The sequence below is a fragment of the Chelatococcus composti genome, from assembly GCF_014201415.1.
Classification (GTDB): Bacteria; Pseudomonadota; Alphaproteobacteria; order Rhizobiales; family Beijerinckiaceae; genus Chelatococcus_A; species Chelatococcus_A composti.
This window is the reverse complement of sequence record NZ_JACHEH010000005.1, coordinates 158,643-174,532: the sequence shown is the minus strand read 5'-3', so window position 1 is coordinate 174,532 and position 15,890 is coordinate 158,643. Positions and strand designations below refer to the sequence as shown.

At 68.4% G+C, this 15,890-nt stretch carries 14 protein-coding genes; 11 read left to right on the top strand and 3 right to left on the bottom strand.

Going from position 1 to position 15,890, the window contains the following annotated elements; all coding sequences use genetic code 11:
* Window positions 1-3: 3 nt before the first annotated feature.
* Window positions 4-699: an SMC-Scp complex subunit ScpB gene (gene scpB / locus HNQ73_RS12070; RefSeq protein ID WP_183335122.1), complete on the bottom strand. Its 696-nt coding sequence runs from the start codon at window positions 697-699 to the stop codon at window positions 4-6.
* 2 nt (window positions 700-701) lie between these two features.
* Window positions 702-1,634, bottom strand: a complete 933-nt coding sequence (locus tag HNQ73_RS12065; protein ID WP_183335121.1) for a DUF1403 family protein — start codon at window positions 1,632-1,634, stop codon at window positions 702-704.
* Between the two features lie 365 nt (window positions 1,635-1,999).
* Here HNQ73_RS12065 and HNQ73_RS12060 point away from each other — a divergent pair, with 365 nt between their 5' ends.
* The 11 genes from HNQ73_RS12060 to HNQ73_RS12010 all read left to right on the top strand — a co-directional run bounded on the left by HNQ73_RS12060 (window position 2,000) and on the right by HNQ73_RS12010 (window position 14,943).
* Window positions 2,000-2,770, top strand: a complete 771-nt coding sequence (locus HNQ73_RS12060; protein ID WP_183335120.1) for a site-specific integrase — start codon at window positions 2,000-2,002, stop codon at window positions 2,768-2,770.
* 745 nt (window positions 2,771-3,515) lie between these two features.
* Window positions 3,516-4,727, top strand: coding sequence for a plasmid partitioning protein RepA (repA, locus tag HNQ73_RS12055; protein ID WP_183335119.1), 1,212 nt, complete (start codon window positions 3,516-3,518; stop codon window positions 4,725-4,727).
* Window positions 4,724-5,725: a plasmid partitioning protein RepB gene (repB, locus tag HNQ73_RS12050; protein ID WP_183335118.1), complete on the top strand. Its 1,002-nt coding sequence runs from the start codon at window positions 4,724-4,726 to the stop codon at window positions 5,723-5,725. The genes repA and repB overlap by 4 nt, the downstream gene beginning before the upstream one ends.
* Before the next feature lie 194 nt (window positions 5,726-5,919).
* Window positions 5,920-7,317, top strand: a complete 1,398-nt coding sequence (gene repC / locus HNQ73_RS12045; RefSeq protein ID WP_183335117.1) for a plasmid replication protein RepC — start codon at window positions 5,920-5,922, stop codon at window positions 7,315-7,317.
* 346 nt (window positions 7,318-7,663) lie between these two features.
* A complete protein-coding gene (locus HNQ73_RS12040) occupies window positions 7,664-8,722 on the top strand; it encodes a LacI family DNA-binding transcriptional regulator (protein WP_183335116.1) in 1,059 nt (352 codons plus the stop codon).
* Window positions 8,723-8,798: 76 nt separating this feature from the next.
* Window positions 8,799-10,085 (top strand): ABC transporter substrate-binding protein, encoded by a 1,287-nt coding sequence (locus HNQ73_RS12035; protein WP_183335115.1) that lies wholly within the window; start codon window positions 8,799-8,801, stop codon window positions 10,083-10,085.
* A gap of 72 nt (window positions 10,086-10,157) precedes the next feature.
* A complete protein-coding gene (locus tag HNQ73_RS12030; RefSeq protein ID WP_373284917.1) occupies window positions 10,158-11,012 on the top strand; it encodes a carbohydrate ABC transporter permease in 855 nt (284 codons plus the stop codon).
* Complete coding sequence (locus HNQ73_RS12025) at window positions 11,009-11,860, top strand: carbohydrate ABC transporter permease (protein ID WP_183335113.1); 852 nt, start codon at window positions 11,009-11,011, stop codon at window positions 11,858-11,860. Before HNQ73_RS12030 ends, HNQ73_RS12025 begins: the two co-directional genes overlap by 4 nt.
* A 22-nt stretch (window positions 11,861-11,882) precedes the next feature.
* Window positions 11,883-12,956: an ABC transporter ATP-binding protein gene (locus HNQ73_RS12020; RefSeq protein ID WP_183335112.1), complete on the top strand. Its 1,074-nt coding sequence runs from the start codon at window positions 11,883-11,885 to the stop codon at window positions 12,954-12,956.
* Window position 12,957: 1 nt separating this feature from the next.
* Entirely contained in the window at window positions 12,958-14,244 is a 1,287-nt protein-coding gene (locus tag HNQ73_RS12015) for an MGH1-like glycoside hydrolase domain-containing protein (RefSeq protein ID WP_183335111.1), read from the top strand.
* Between the two features lie 15 nt (window positions 14,245-14,259).
* Window positions 14,260-14,943, top strand: coding sequence for a PIG-L deacetylase family protein (locus tag HNQ73_RS12010; protein WP_183335110.1), 684 nt, complete (start codon window positions 14,260-14,262; stop codon window positions 14,941-14,943).
* Here the strand turns inward: HNQ73_RS12010 and HNQ73_RS12005 are convergent.
* The gene (locus HNQ73_RS12005; protein WP_183335109.1) at window positions 14,940-15,803 is read right to left on the bottom strand and encodes a LysR family transcriptional regulator; all 864 of its coding nucleotides are present in this window, start codon (window positions 15,801-15,803) and stop codon (window positions 14,940-14,942) included. The genes HNQ73_RS12010 and HNQ73_RS12005 overlap by 4 nt on opposite strands.
* Between the last annotated feature and the right edge of the window lie 87 nt (window positions 15,804-15,890).

The following is a 15,890-nucleotide window of genomic DNA, read 5'->3' as shown; positions in this document are numbered from 1 at the left end:
CGGTCACAGCTCGTCGAGCTCTTCCTCCCCGCTGTCGGGATCGTCCCCGGCCTCGTCGTCCCCTTCCCCTGCCGGCGGACCCCAGCCGCCGGCGAGGAGCTTGTCCTTGTCGAGCAGGCCGGCTTCCTCAAGCTGTTCGATGTCGAGCAGCTCGCGCAGGCTCGTGAAGCCGAACCGTGCGAGGAACGCCGGCGTCGTCACATAGGTGTAGGGCGCTCCCGGTTGCGGGCTGCGCGGGCCGGCGGCGACAAGCCCCGCGGCCCGCAGCCGGGCCACAAGGTCGCGGCTTACCTCCCGGCCGAAGAAGGCCGACAGCTCGCTGCGCGTGATCGGCTGGAAATAGGCGATGGCAACGAGCGCCAGCATCTCGGACGACGACAGTTGCTCGCCCCGCTCGCCCTGCCCGCGCGCGGCTCGCACCGCTGCGCCATAGGCACGACGCGTGCGCATCTGCCACCCGCCGGCGACAGCGACGATGTCATAGGGACGCCCGGCAAGCTCGGTGCGGATGTCGTCGATGACAAGCTCCACATCGCAGTCGCGCCCGACGACGCGGGACAGCACCTCGCGCGGCACGGGCTCGGCGGCGGCAAAGAGCACCGCCTCGACGCGGCCCATCCATTCCCGCCAGCGCCGTTCGGGCGACAGGCCGGCCAGCTCCCGGTCGAACGTATCCTCGTTTGCGCGCCGGCCCGTCATGGCTACAGCCCGTAAAGGCGGAAACTCGGCCGCCCGGTCAGTTCCCGCACGGCGCCAAGAGCAACGAGCCGCTCGAACAGGCGCCGGCCTGCCCTGTCACTCACGCCCTGCCCCACGTCGGCGGCCTTGGCCGCATCCTCCCTGAGCAGCAGCGCCACAGCCCCCGCTGCCGCCTTCGTGCGCAGGCGCGGGGCAGCCGCCACCAGCCGTTCGGCACGGCGCGCGAGGTCCCGATAGAGATCAAGCGCCTCGAGCGCCGCCCGCTGATAGGCGAGGCAGCAGACCCGCAGCCACGCTTCGCGGCCGTCAGGCCGCGCCGCAAGGCGCAGGTCGGCGCGGCGAACCTGCGGGGCGATGAGCGGCACGGGGGCCGGCCAGCCGAGCTGGCGGGCGAGGACGGCGTCGGCCAGCCACAGAGCAGCGCCGTCAAGATCCGCCCGCTCCTGAAGAACGGCGGCAACTGCCCCGGCCGCTGCAGCCGGTGCGAAACCGCGTGCGGCCGATGCGGCATCCGCTGCCGCCGCGGCGAGCCGCTCGAGCATCTCCGGCCCGGCCGCCGGGGCCGCTTCACGCAGGGCCCGCGGCCAGGCCTGTGGACGCAGGCTCACCGGCTCGGCGAGCCGCCGCCACAGGCCGAGGATGCGGCCGCCCGGTCCCGGATCGTCTCCCGAACGACGCAGATACCAGCTGTCGCGCAGGGCCGCCTCGTCCTCGTGCCGCCCGGCGAGCGCGACATGGGCGACAGCCGCGCGCAGGGCGCAACGCTGCCGCCAGAGAATGCCGAGGTCGTGGTCCGCACTCGCCGCTGCGTGCAGCAAGGCAAGGGCTGCGCCGGCGCGGAAGGCGGCTGCCGCCCCCTCCTCCACGGCGCCGGCCGCGCGCACCCAGGCGGGCGGCGGCTCGACTGGCCGGGCAGCGAATCGTTCGTAAACCATGACGGAAGGCTAACCCGTCGCGGCGCTTTTTCCTAATCTGCGGCGCAAAAAGCGCCGCGCTTGTCGAAAGTCGTGTATATCCGATAATATTCATTTATCGGACATTATGGCAGGTGGGGCGGATCATGCCTTTCGATAGCAGCCGGACCGTTAAGATCGCCTCTCCCCGGCCTGACAGGCGCGCCGGGAGATCTGCTTCGCCGGCACCCTCCCCCTCTCCCGAAGGGGGCGCTCCCCTTCGCCCGACGGACACCGGCGAGACGGCGACAGAACGTTTTTCCAACCACACCCGGCGGTTCTATGCCGCGGACTGGAAGCACTATTGTGCCTGGTGTCGCCGCAACGGCCTGGCCGCCCTGCCGCCCGTGCCGAAAGCTGTCGCGCGTTATCTCGCAGCCTGCGCCAGCGGTGAGGCCGACGGCCGCCCCCTCGCCCACAGCACGATTGAGCGTCGCCTCTGCGGCCTCGTCTGGAATGCGGCGCGGCGGGGCCATACCCTCGATCGCGCCGATCCGCGCATCGTCCGTGCGCTTGCCGAGACCCGCAGCAAGGGGAGGTCCGATTCCCCGCGTCGCCGGCAGATGCTCGGCACGGATGACATCCTCGCGATGCTCGGCACATTGCCGCATGACCTGCGCGGCCTGCGCGACCGCGCCATCCTGCTCATCGGTTTCGCGGGCGCGTTGCGCCGCTCCCAGATCGTCGGGCTCGACATCGGCCGTGCCGGCCCCGACGCACTCGGCGCCGTCGCCATCGTGCCCGAAGGCATCACGCTGACCCTGTACGACGCCGATGGCGAAGACCGGATCATCATCGGTCGCGGCAACAGCGAGGCGACCTGCCCGGTGAACGCCGTCGAGCGCTGGATCAGATTCGCCCGCATCGAAGACGGCCCGCTCTTTCGCCGCATCGGCCGCGACGGACGCACCGTCGCCGGCACCCGGCTCGCCGACAAGCACGTCGCCCGGCTCGTCCGGCAGACGGCACGCGCCGCGGGCTTCGAGATCGGACGGGCGGATGATGGCCGGACGGGCGCCTTCGGCGCAGACGCCCTGCGCGCCGGCCGCGCCCTGCTCGCAGCTGCCCGACACCGAAGCCCCCTTCATTTCAACCTGACGAGAGCGCTCGGACTCTGATCCTTTTTCGCGCCATGGACAGATCGAAAGATCCAGGCACACAGGCCATCGTCCGCCGTCGCGCCAAGACCCGTTGTCAGCTGACAACATGGACCAGGGCAACCGAAGGCCGTGCGAAAAACCCGAGCCGCCGCCCGCCCGGCCGTATCATTGGAATAGCTGCATCGCCAGGCGCCCACTTCCTTCACCACTGCCAGCCCCCGCGGCACGCGCACCTCCATCGCCCGCGAGCACCTTCCGCGCCGCCGCACCGGGCCCGTTCGTCGCGTGACACTCTTCTCCCGCAGTTACGCGCATCGCGTAACGCAAACCCACATCGGAATCGGAGATCGGTGGAGGCCGTTATCGATGAGCCGCCAGCCGGCGCCCGCTCGGCTCGCGCCATGACCGGCCGGCGGCGCCACAGCGGCACCACACGTCTCGCGGCAAGTCCAAGCCGACAAGCGCCGCCGCTGACAGATCGCGCAGCCCGGAGCTGACTGTATCCGGATGCGATGACGGGCCCAGACCACCCCGTCCGTTGTCAGCTGACAACCTTCTGGCGAACCGTAGATACTCCGACAGCTTCAAACCGAGTCGGGGCGCAAACACCTTCACCAAGGAGACCGCTTCGACAACACGGCCGAAATCTTCGTTAAGGTTTCGTTAACCTTAATCTTCTTGCCGCACGACGCAGAATCGTGTCTCCTCTGCGAGACGGATTAGGAGCGTTAAACGCCAGATTTCCGTCTCAGAACGGTGGGACATGCAGACGAACGTCGAGACACAGACCAGACCGGAGACGGCATCGGCCCGGATCGCGCGCCACGCCAGCGTGCTGTCGGCCCAGCTGCGCAGCCTCGGCGCGACGCTTTTCCCACCGATGGCCAAGAAGACGCTGCGCTCCTTCAGCTCCGGCGAGGTCGCGCGCATTCTCGGCGTCTCCGACGGCTACCTCCGCCAGCTGTCGCTCGATGGCCTCGGACCGATGCCCACCATTCTCTCTGGCGGGCGGCGGGCCTATACACTCGCCCAGATCAACGAACTGCGCCGCTATCTTGCCGCAGCCCGCCCGCGCGAGGCTTTGCATTTCCTGCCGACGCGGCGACCTGGAGACAAGCTGCAGATCATCGCCGTCGCCAATTTCAAGGGCGGATCAGCCAAGACGACGACCTCCCTCTATCTCTCGCAATACCTCGCGCTGCGGGGCTTCCGCGTCCTCGCCATTGATCTCGACCCGCAGGCCTCCCTGTCGGCCATGTTCGGCTACCAGCCCGAATTCGACATCGGCGAGAACCAGACGCTTTACGGCGCCATCCGCTACGACGACCAGCGCCGGCCGATGCGGGAGGTCATCCTCAATACCTATTTCGACGGCGTCTCCATTGTACCCGGCAATCTCGAGCTCATGGAGTTCGAGCATCACACGCCGCGCGCCATGCGCGATCCCAACGCCCGCGGCCAGAACCTCTTCTTCCGCCGCGTCGCCGCAGCGATCAGCGAGGTGGAGGACGACTACGACATCGTCGTCATCGACTGCCCGCCGCAGCTCGGTTACCTAACGCTCGGCGCGCTCAATGCCGCGACCTCGATGCTCGTTACCGTCCATCCGCAGATGGTCGACGTCGCGTCGATGAACCAGTTCCTCCTCATGACATCCGACCTCATGTCGGTGGTCGAGGAATACGGCGGCAGGCTCGACCATGACTTCATCCGCTACGTGATCACGCGGCACGACCCGAACGACGTGCCGGAGACGCAGATCGTGGCACTGTTGCGCAGCCTGTTTGGCGAAGACGTGCTCAGGGCGACCGCCTGGAAGTCGACCGCCATCGCCAACGCCGGCCTCACCAAGCAGTCGCTCTATGAGCTTGAACGCGGCTCAGTCGGCCGGGCGGCCTATGACCGGGCGCTTGAATCCGTCGATGCCGTGAATGCCGAAATCGTCCAGCTCATCAACGCGGTTTGGGGCCGATGACGAAACGATCCGATACGCTCAGGGCTCTGTTCGGTGCGCCGCAGGCACGGGCGTTGTCAGCTGACAACGCTGTCCCGCCCTTGCCGCGCGTTGCCGCCGGCTCCATCCGCTCGATGAAGGAATCCTTCTCCGGCATTGAGCGCGAGAACGAGGTGCTGCGCGAGGCACTCGCCACCGGAGCGAATGTCATCGAGATCGACCCCGATCTCATCGATCCGTCGCCCTACAGCGACCGCTTCGCCGACGACGGCGAGGAGTTCGAGCAGCTCAAGGCTTCCATCCGCACCAACGGGCAGGAAGTGCCCGTCCTGCTGCGCCGCCACCCGACGCAGGAAGGGCGCTACCAGACGGCTTTCGGCCACCGTCGCGTCCGCGCGGCGCGCGAACTCGGGCTCAAGGTCCGTGCGATCGTCCGCGCGCTCTCCGACACCGATCTCGTCATCGCTCAGGGCATCGAGAATTCGGCGCGTCAGGATCTGTCCTTCATCGAGCGGGCCGTCTTCGCCCTGCGCCTCGAGCGGGCCGGTCACGAGCGCTCGGTGATCCAGGAGGCACTCACTGTTGACCGCGCGGAGGTCTCGAAGCTCATCTCCGTCGCCAACGAAATTCCCGAGGATGTCATTGCCGCCATCGGCCGCGCGCCGAAGATCGGCCGCCCGCGCTGGCAGGCGCTTGCGGCACGCCTTGCGCAGCCCGGAGCCCTCGACCGTGTGCGCCGCCTCATCGCAAGCCCCACCTTCGGCCAGTCCGATTCGGATGGACGGTTCCTGCAGGTTCTGGCCGCCGCGATCCAGGCAGAAGAGGGGAGGGGACATCGAGCGGCGCCCCAGGCCATCGTGACGTCCGAGGGCGCCAAGATTGCCGACGCGGAGCGCAAGGGCCGGGCTCTGAAGCTCACCTTTGCCCGCGCACTCGACGAGGATTTTGCAGCCTTCGTGCTCGACCAGATTCCCGCGCTGTTTGCTCAATACGCGGCGCAGGGAAAAGGCCGGCGCTGAGGGCTGTCGACCAATACGACGTGTAACCACCAGAGGAGCAAGCACCGCAAAAGAAAAGGCCCCCGAAACGTCTCCGCTCCGGAAGCCCTTTCTCATGTGTGTAGCGACCGTGAGAATCGCACTTCCGCGAATCGCAGTCAAGAGTCGGCGTCGTTTCGGCGAGCAAAAATCTTTTGCCTGCGAGGAGCAGGAAGATGAGCGACGCCTATTTTACGACGCCCTTCGGGCGGCGGCCGATGACGTTTGGCCAGTTGGCCAGGCAGGTCGCTGTCCGCTCGGCTCCCGCCGAAGGCCAGGTCCAGAAATGGCAGGTCTTTCGCGATATCACGGAAGGCAAGGCAAGGCTCGGCGTCAGCGACCGCTCGCTCGCCGTCCTGCACGCCCTTCTGTCCTTTCATCCGGAAACGGTGCTGACGTCGGGAAGCGATCTCGTCGTCTTTCCCTCCAACCGCGAACTCTCCCTGCGTGCCCACGGCATGGCGGCTGCGACCCTCAGGCGCCATCTCGCTGCGCTCATCGAGGCCGGTCTCATCATCCGGCGCGACAGTCCCAACGGCAAGCGCTATGCCCGCAAGGGCCCCGGCGGCGTCATCGAGACCGCATACGGCTTCGACCTGTCGCCACTCATCAGCCGGGCGAGCGAGTTCGAGCGCATTGCCGAGGAAGTGCGGGCCCATCGTCACGCCATCCGCCTCCTGCGGGAGCGCATCACGCTGTTGCGCCGCGACATCCGCAAGCTCATCGCCTTCGCCGAGCAGGAAAAGCTGCCAGGCCCCTGGCATGATCTTGCCGTACGCTTCGCCGACCTCTCCGCTCCGCTCCCCGCAACGACTCCAAGTGACGTTCTCGAAGCGACGGCCACTGCCCTGCAGCGCCTCTGCCAGGAAGTGCATAAGTCACTGAAAGAAAATGCAATTTTTCAAAATTTGAGCGCCAATGAGTCCCAAATTGAGCGCCACCAACAGACTCCCCCTGCAGAGAATCCAGATTCTGAAAGCGCGCAGATCGCTGCAACGGCTTACGCCTCCGCCCCAACCTCGCACCAAGGCAATGGCAATCCGAGCGATATCCACCTGCCGGATGTCCTGACGGCCTGCCCGACGATTTCCAGCTACAGCAGCACGCCCATTTCCAGCTGGAGCGATCTGCTCAAGACAGCAGAACTCATCCGCCTCTTTCTCGGCATTGGCCAGCACACCTGGCACGAGAGCTGCCAGATTCTCGGATCAAGAACGGCTTCCGTCGTCGTCGCAGCCATCCTCGAGCGACACGACCAGATCCGCAGCCCCCGGGCCTATCTCCATTCCCTGACGACCCGGGCCAAAACGGGTGCCTTCTCGGTTGCCCCCATGATCAAGGCCCTCCTGCGTGCCAGACTTGCGGCAACACAACCGCCAAACGCCACCCTCAAGGTAACGGATAACACTGCCGGAGAAGCCATCGGCTCCCTCCCTTCACCGCGTCGTGCCGAGCATCCGGCAGAACGCCTCCCGATGCCTCCTTTTCCAGGACAATCGCGGCTTCGCGACCTGAAAGATCCGCCCCGTCGTCCAGAGCACCGCTTGTTCGCCCGGTCGGGACATGGGCCATGACGAGGAAGGAACGCGCCACAGCGTTCAGGTCCAAGCGCATTCTTTGACCAGCACGCCGATGCCATCGCCGATGTGGTCATGGTGCCCAGGACACGCAGCGAAGGGGAGAGTGGACGTCAGAGAGCGGCCATTTCATCCATGGTTCCCGCCAATTTTCGATGGCCTTGGCCGTGATGCTCGCGTGCGGCACGATTTTCGGTGCGCGAAGGACAAGAAGCCCTCTCTCGCTCACCGCCAAGCCCGGCTCTGCCAGCGTCACGCGACCTTCGCTGCCTTTGGCTGAGACAATGCCCGCTTGACAGGTCGGGCGGTTGGCGGCACGCTTCCAAAACGTTTTGGATGAGCGATGCACGCACCGACGAACAGGACGGAAACGAAGCGGCTGCGCCTCAAGGAGCTTGCGGCCCATCTCGACCTGTCGATCACGACGGTATCGAGGGCACTCGCGGGCTATCCGGACGTGAGTGAACAGACGCGCCAGCGCGTCCGCGAGGCGGCCGACGCCTTCGGCTACGTGCCGAACCAGGTTGGCCGGATGCTCGTGTCAGGCCGCAGCAATTTCGTCGGCATGCTGCTGCCGATCGAACCGCACGCGCTCGTCGACCCCTATCTGGCGGACTTTCTCGCCGGTCTCGCCGGCGGTCTCACGCAGCGCGGGCGCGACCTTTTCCTCGCGACCGTTCCGGCGGGGCAGGATGACCTTGCCGTTCTGCGCCGCGTCGTCGAGAGCCGCAGGGCGGACGCAGTCGTCCTCTATCGCCTCACCTGCGAGGACCCGCGTGTCACCTTCCTCATCGAGCGCGGCGTGCCCTTCGTGGCACACGGGCGCACGCTGGCCAGCACCGAGGCCTATTCGTGGCTCGACACTGACGGCGAGGGCGCCTTCTACGATCTCGGCCGCAGGCTCATCGCCCTTGGCCATCGCCGCTTTGCCATGCTGGGGCCGGCGAAGGACTATACCTATGCCTTCCTGCGTCGGCGCGGCCTGGAGCGGGCGCTTGCGGAGGCGGACCTGCCGCCGCCGGTGGTGATGGCGGCGCCGCTCGGCGATGCAGGCGCGATGGCGCGGGCGGCGGCGGCGCTCATCAATTCCGACCCGCGGCCCACGGCCGTCGTCGGTCTCAAGGATCAGCTTGCGCTTGCCGTGCTCGAAGAGGCCCGGCGCGAAGGCATCGCTGTGCCGCAGGCGCTCACGGTGGTCGGCTTCGACGACACGCCGGTCGCCGCCTATGCCGACCCGCCGCTGACGACCTTCAGCCAGAGCATCGCCGAGGGCGCGGCGACGATCGCCGCCATGGTGGTCGAGCGTCTCGAGCAGGGCGAGGCCGGCATCAGGGGACATCTCGTCAAGCCGCGCTTCGTGCCACGCGCGAGCCACGGGCCCGCGCCGGCCGGGGCGGGATGAACGCGGCGGACAGCCGCAACGGCGCGAGCGCAAGACCAACAACAAGCGCTTCGCCCGACCCCAGGGAGGACGTGACATGACGCTGAGAAAACCGGGAAGGAAGATCGCGCTCGCTGCGCTGGCGCTCGCTCTGGGCGTCGCGGGCAGGGCCGAGGCGCAGGGGCTGCTGTTCTGGTCGACCCAGGCCAAGCCCGTCGAGGAGACGCAGAAGATGCGCACCGAGGTGCTCGGCGGCTTCGGCAAGCCCGTCGAGTACTACGGCAACGACGCGGGCCCCTTCTTCACCCGCATCCAGGCGGAGCTGAAGGCCGGCAAGGGCACCATCGCGCTGCTCGGCGGCCTGCACGGCGAGCTCGCCTCGCTGTCAGCCGATCTGATCGACCTGAAGGACGTGCTCGCCGCCGCGGGCGACGCCAGGGTCAACCCCACGCTCCTGTCGCTCGGCACCTACGGCACGGCCGAGCAGAAATACGTGCCCTGGATGCAGGCGAGCTACGTCATGGCCGCCAACAAGGAGGCCCTGAAATACCTGCCCGAGGGCGCCGACATCCAGAAGCTCACCTATGACGAGCTCATTGCCTGGGGCAAGGCGATGCGCGAGGCCACCGGATCGCCGAAGATCGGGCTGCCGGCCGGGCCCAAAGGCCTGCTGCACCGCTTCCTCCAGGGCTACCTCTACCCCTCCTACACCGGCTCGGTGGTGACGAAGTTCCGCTCCGGCGAGGCGGAGGCGATGTGGAACGCCTTCAAGACGCTGTGGGCGGAGGTGAACCCCGCCTCGACTAATTACGGCTTCATGCAGGAGCCGCTGCTCACCGGCGAGGTGTGGGTCGCCTGGGAGCACACGGCCCGCCTGCAGGACGCACTCAACCAGAAGCCGGACCAGTTCGTCACCTTCCCGGCTCCGGCCGGCCCCGCGGGACGCGGCTTCATGCCGGTCGTTGCCGGCATCGCCATCCCCAGAACCTCGCCGAACGTCGAGGAGGCCAAGGCGCTCGCCGCCTACATGCTGAAGCCCGAGACGCAGATCGCGACGCTGAGGGCGACGAGCTTCTTCCCCGTGGTCGAGGTGGCGCTGCCCGACGACATGCCGGCCGCGGTGAAGATGTCGGGAGCGGCGGTGGCAGCCCAGTCCGCCGCGCCGGATGCGTTGCCGAGCCTGCTGCCCATCGGCCTCGGCAGCCTCGACGGCAAGTTCAACAAGGTCTTCCTCGACACTTTCCAGCGCATCGTGCTGCGCGGGCAGGACGTGCGCGCCGTGCTCGACGACCAGGCGGCGACGCTCAGGGACATCATGGCTGAGAGCAAGGCGCCGTGCTGGGCACCGGACAAGGCGAGTGAAGGCCCTTGCCCGGTCGAGTGATCTGTCGCGACCATTCGGGGCGGTCCGCGCGCCGCGCCGGGCCGCCCTCACGGAGGCATGCGCATGCTTAGGCTGGCGAGCGGCGAGAAGGTGCTGTCCTACGTGCTCATCCTGCCGGCGAGCCTGTTTCTCGCGGCCTTCTTCTTCGTGCCCTTCGTGCAGGTGGTAGTCGAGGCCTTCACGGGCGAGGAGGGCTTCACCCTCGCCCATTTCAGGACCATGGCCGATGACTGGAAGTTCGGGCCTGCGCTCGCCAACACGCTGGGCCTCGCCCTCGTCGTCGTGCCCGTCCAGATTACGCTCGCGCTCGTCATGGCGAGCCTCGTCACGCGGCTGGAGCGCGGGCGGGACATGGTGCTCTACGTCTTCACCATCCCGCTCGGCATCTCCGACCTCGCGGCCGGGCTCATCTGGTTCGCGCTGCTCGAGCAGAACGGCTTCCTCAACAGCATCCTCTACGGCCTCGGGCTCATCTCCGGGCCACAGAACCTGCTCGACTACCGCAACACGGCGGCCCTGTTCGCGGCGGTGGTGGTGGCGGAGGTGTGGCGCGCCACGGCCATCGTGCTCGTCATCCTCGTCGCCGGCATGGGGCTTATCCCGAAGGAGTATGACGAGGCGGCCGAGGTCTTCGGCGCAGGGCCGTTGAAGCGCTTCTTCCTCATCACGCTGCCGCTGCTCAGACCCAGCCTGCAGACGGCGCTGATCCTGCGCACGATCCTTGCCTTCGAGGTCTTCGCCGTCGTCGCCGTGCTCGCCGGCAACAACCTGCCGGTACTGATGGGCGAGACCTATTCCTGGCAGTTCGACCTTCAGGACCACAAGGTGGCCTCGGCCTATGCCATCGTCATCCTGGCCATCTCGCTCGCCTTCACGGTCTTCTTCCTGTGGGCGCTGCGCGACCGCACGCGGGAGGCTGCGGCATGACCAGTCTCGCAACGACGGAAGCGGAGGCCCCGGCTCGGGCGGAGCCGCGCCGCAGCGGCCGCCTCCTCATGGCAAGCGCCGTTGCAGTACTCGTGGCCTGGGTGCTCGTGCCGATCTACCTCCTCGTCGTCAATGCCTTCGGCTCCGTCGCGGCGGTGTCGGCCTGGCCGAAGTCGCTGGTGCCGGAGTTCGATCTTTCGAGCCTCGCCTTCTTCGCCAACTACGCCGGCGTGCCGAGGGCGCTGCTCAACTCCTTCCTCGTGGCGGGGCTGACGATGGTCATGTCCATCGGGCTCGGGGCGCCGGCCGGCTACGCGCTGGCGCGCTTCCGGTTTCCCGGCGCCAACCTCTTCCGCCTCGCGGTGCTGATGACGCGGGCCTTCCCGCTGCCGCTGCTGGCGCTGCCGCTGACGGTGCTCTTCATCCGCGTCGGCCTCGACGACACCATTATCGGCCTCGCGCTCGTCCACACGACGCTCGCCATGCCCTTCGCGGTGCTCATCATGGCTTCGCTCTTCCTCAGCATTCCCGAGGAGCTCGAGGAGGCGGCCTGGACGCTCGGCTGCTCGCGGCTCTCCGCCTTCCGCAAGGTGGTGCTGCCGCTGGCGCTGCCGGGCATCGCGGCGGCCGGCATCTTTGCCTTCGTCATCTCGTGGAACGAGGTCTTCGCGGCAGCGGTGCTCACCATCGAGAACAAGACGCTAACGGCATTCCTCCTGCAGAGCCTCGACGTCTCGCCCCTGCCACTCAAGTTCGCAGGCGGGGCCGTTCTCATCGTGCCGGCGCTCCTCTTCCTCTTCGCAGTGCGCAAGTACCTCTTTTCCCTCTGGGGCATCGCCAACCGCTAGGCGATGGGCAAAGGGCAACCGAATGGCCGACATCGACATCAGGCAGGTCGCCAAGCGCTTCGGCAACCACCAGGCCCTGCATGCCGTGAACCTCACGGTGGCCGACGGGGAGTTCGTCGTCCTTCTCGGCGCCTCAGGCTCGGGCAAGACGACGCTCCTGCGCATCGTCGCCGGGCTTGAGAAGGCGAGCCATGGCACGGTGATCATCGGCGGCCGGCGGGTGGACGACCTGCCGCCGCGCCGGCGCGGCATCGCCATGGTGTTCCAGAACTACGCCGTCTTTCCGCACATGACGGTGTTCGACAACATCGGCTTTGGCCTCGCCATGCAGAAGGTGCCGGCGGCCGAGATCGAGCGCAGGGTGCGCCGCGTCGCCGAGCTGCTGCACATCGAGGAGCTGCTGAAGCGCTATTCCGGCCAGCTCTCCGGCGGCCAGCGCCAGCGCGTCGCCGTCGCCCGTGCGCTCGCCGTCGAGCCCGCCGTGCTGCTGATGGACGAGCCCCTGTCCAACCTCGACGCCCTGCTGCGGCTCGAGATGCGCGCCGAGCTCAAGGGTGTGCTGCAGGAGAGCCGCACCACCACCATCTACGTCACCCATGACCAGGTGGAGGCGATGAGCCTCGCTGACCGCATCGCCGTCATGCACGAGGGCCGCATCGTCCAGGCGGCCCCGGCCACCGAGGTCTATCACCACCCCGCGACGCGTTTTGTCGGCGGCTTCATCGGCAACCCGCCCATGAACTTCCTGCCGGCCGAGCGGGAAGGGGAGGGGGCGCGCGTCGCCGGCCACCTCTTCCGTGATGCGCCCGCCGCCGACGCCGCGCTGCTGTTCGGCATCCGGCCCGAGGATCTGGTGCCGGCCGGGAAGGGGCTTGCCGGCCGCGTCCGGGTGGTGGAACCGCTCGGTCCGCACCAGCTCGTGACCATGGATCTCGCCGGCCACCTCTTCCGCGTCGTGCTCGACAACGACCTTGCCGTTCGCCCCGGGGAGACCCTGACGCTCGCGCCGCGCCCCGGCCGGGTGCGCTGGTTCGACGCCGACAGCGGGGTGAGCCTGACCCAGACGACCCAGCCCGAACCCGCCACCGGAGCATGAGATGACCACCCATTCCCTTGAGGCCCTGCGCGCGCAGGCCGCCGCCATCGTGCGTGACAACGACCGCGGCGCCTATACCGTGCCGACCAAGGGCCTCTATCCCTTCCAGTGGAACTGGGACTCCTGCCTCACCGCGCTTGGCCAGCGGCACAGCGACGAGCGCCGCGCCTTCCTGGAGATCGAGACGCTCTTCGCGCACCAGTGGCCGGACGGCATGGTGCCGCACATCGTCTTCCACACGCCGGACGACAGCTACTTCCCGGGCCCCGAGGTCTGGCGCACGGGCCGGCCGACGCCGACCTCGGGCATCACGCAGCCGCCGGTGGCCGGCCTCGTGCTGCGCCGTCTCGTCGAGACGGCGGCGGACAGGGCCCTCGCGGAGGAGAAGGCGCGGCTCCTGTTGCCGAAGATTGCCGCCTGGCATCGCTGGTTCCATGCCATGCGTGACCCTGCCGGCTCTGGTCTCGTCGCCATCCTCCACCCCTGGGAATCGGGCCGCGACAACAGCATCGACTGGGACGAGGCCCTGGCACGGGTGCCGACCGACGGGGTGGAGCCCTACGTCCGGCGCGACACCCAGCACGTCGACCCTGCCGAGCGGCCGCGAAAGGTCGAGTACGACCGCTACCTGTGGCTCGTGCAGCGCTTCCGCAGCCTTGGCTGGGACAACCGCGTGCTGCACGACGCCTCCCCGTTCCGGGTTGTCGACCCCGCCATCAACGCCATCCTCGTCCGCTCCGAGGAGGACATCGCCCATCTCGCCAGACGCTTCGGCGAGACTGAGCTGGCTGCCGAGGCAGAGGCGCGGGCGGCACGGGCGCGGGCGGCCTTCGACAGCCTGTGGAGCCCGGACCTCGGCCAGTACCTGCCGTTCGACCGCGTGGCCGGACAGCTCGTCACGAGCCCCTCGGTGGGCGGGCTGCTGCCGCTACTCGCCGGGCTGGGCGACGAAGGCAAGCGCATCGCGATGCGCGACCGCATCCGCACCCTGCGCTCGCGCGTGCGGCGGGGCGTGCCGACCCACGATCCAGCCGATCCGCGCTTCGAGGCGAAACGCTACTGGCGGGGGCCCTGCTGGCTCATCATCAACTATCTCCTCGCCGACGGGCTCGACCGCTGCGGCTTTCCCGAGGATGCGGCGGCGGTGCGGGCGGACAGCCTGGCGCTGGTCGAGAACGGCTTTGCCGAATATTACGATCCGCTGACCGGCGAGGGCCTCGGCGGCGGCAACTTCACGTGGACAGCGGCCATCGTCATCGAAACGCTCGCAACGAGCGCCGCCGCCTGAGCGTGGGGAAAAGCCATGCGCATCATCGGCTTCGGCGCCCATCCGGACGATGTCGAGATCTTCTTCTTCGGCCTCCTCGCCGTCTACCGGGCGGCGGGGCACGAGATCGGCTGGGTCGTCGCGACAGACGGTGCCGCCGGAGGGGAGGGGGATGCGCAGATGCTGCGCCGCACCCGCCGCGCCGAGGCGACGGCCGGGGCGGCCGTCCTCGGCATCTCGCCTGTCTTCCTCGACGCGGCGGACGGCGCACTGGCCGAGGACCGGGCGGTGCCTGGCCGCATCGAGGCCCTGATCGCCCAGATGGCACCGGATCTCGTCGTGACGCACGCGCCGAACGACTACCACCCGGACCATCGGGCGCTGAGCCGGATGGTGAGCGACGCGGCGCGCTTCCGGGTGCCTGTGCTGTTCGCCGACACGATGCTTGGCGTCGATGCCTCGCCCACGATCTATGTCGATATCTCGGCGCATTTCGACGCCAAGTGCGCCGCCATCGCCGAGCACGTCTCGCAGCGCCCGCAGCGCTTCATCGAGGCGGTGACGGGCTGGAACCGCTTCCGCGCGCTGCAGTGCGGCTATGACGGCTGTGCCTTTGCGGAGGCCTTCTCGTTCACGCCACGCTTTCCCTTCAGCGACATTCGCGCCCTCCTGCCGCCGGCGCCGCCGCTGCGCCCTCTCGGCCGGCCGGCGGCTGGCTAGCGTCTGCGCGCCTCGCCGATGAGGGCCTCAATCAGCCTCCGGCGTCGCGAGCTGCGTGGCCAGATGACGCCGATGCGCCGCGAGATGTCGAGGCCCGGTACCGGCAGCCTGGCGATGGCAAGGCCCTCAGGCCACGGCGGTGGCCAGTCGGGCAACAGTGCGACGCCGAGGCCGCGGTCGACCAGCACTGCGATCGCATCGAGCGCGTCCAGCTCGAAGCGCTCGCGCGGGCGGATGCCGAGGCGGCGCAGCGCGCCGTCGACGAGCCGGCCGCCCCAGTGGTTGCGGTCGTAGCGGATGAAGGGCTCGCCCGCGAGCAGGCGCAGCGGGTCCCTGTCCGCCCAGGCGCGCGGCGCGGCGAGGACGAAGGGCTCTTCCCGGATGAGGGCGAAGGCGAGCGTCTTGGGCGGGGCAAAGGGCGGCTCCACGACGAGGGCGGCATCGAGTTCGCCGCCGATGACCCGGTCATACAGTTCGATCGAGTTGCCGGGCTGCACGTAGATCTCGACCTGCGGGTAGTTGGCCGCGAGGCGGGCGAGCACGCCCGGCAGGATGCCGGTGACGGCGGTGGCGATGGCGCCGATACGCAATTCGCCGGCCGGCGTATCGGCGAGGGCGAGCGCCTTCAGCTCGCGCTCGTCGGCGAGGAGGAGGCGCGCCCGCTCGATGACGGCGGCGCCTGCCTCCGTCGGCCGCATGGTGCGGCCTGCGCGGACGAGGAGGGTCGTGCCCAGCTCGGCCTCGAGCGCCCTGATGCGCTGCGCGACGGCGGCGGGCGTGATGGCGAGGCGCCGGGCGGCTTCGGCCATGGAGCCGTGGTCCGCCACGGCGACAAGGCTTTCGAGAAAGCGGGTGTCCATCGAACAGAAAATCTACGTTCTAAACAAAGAACAATAGAGATTTTATTTCGAGACGCCAGGGCCGATGTATGGCCGGCGGCTTGACCG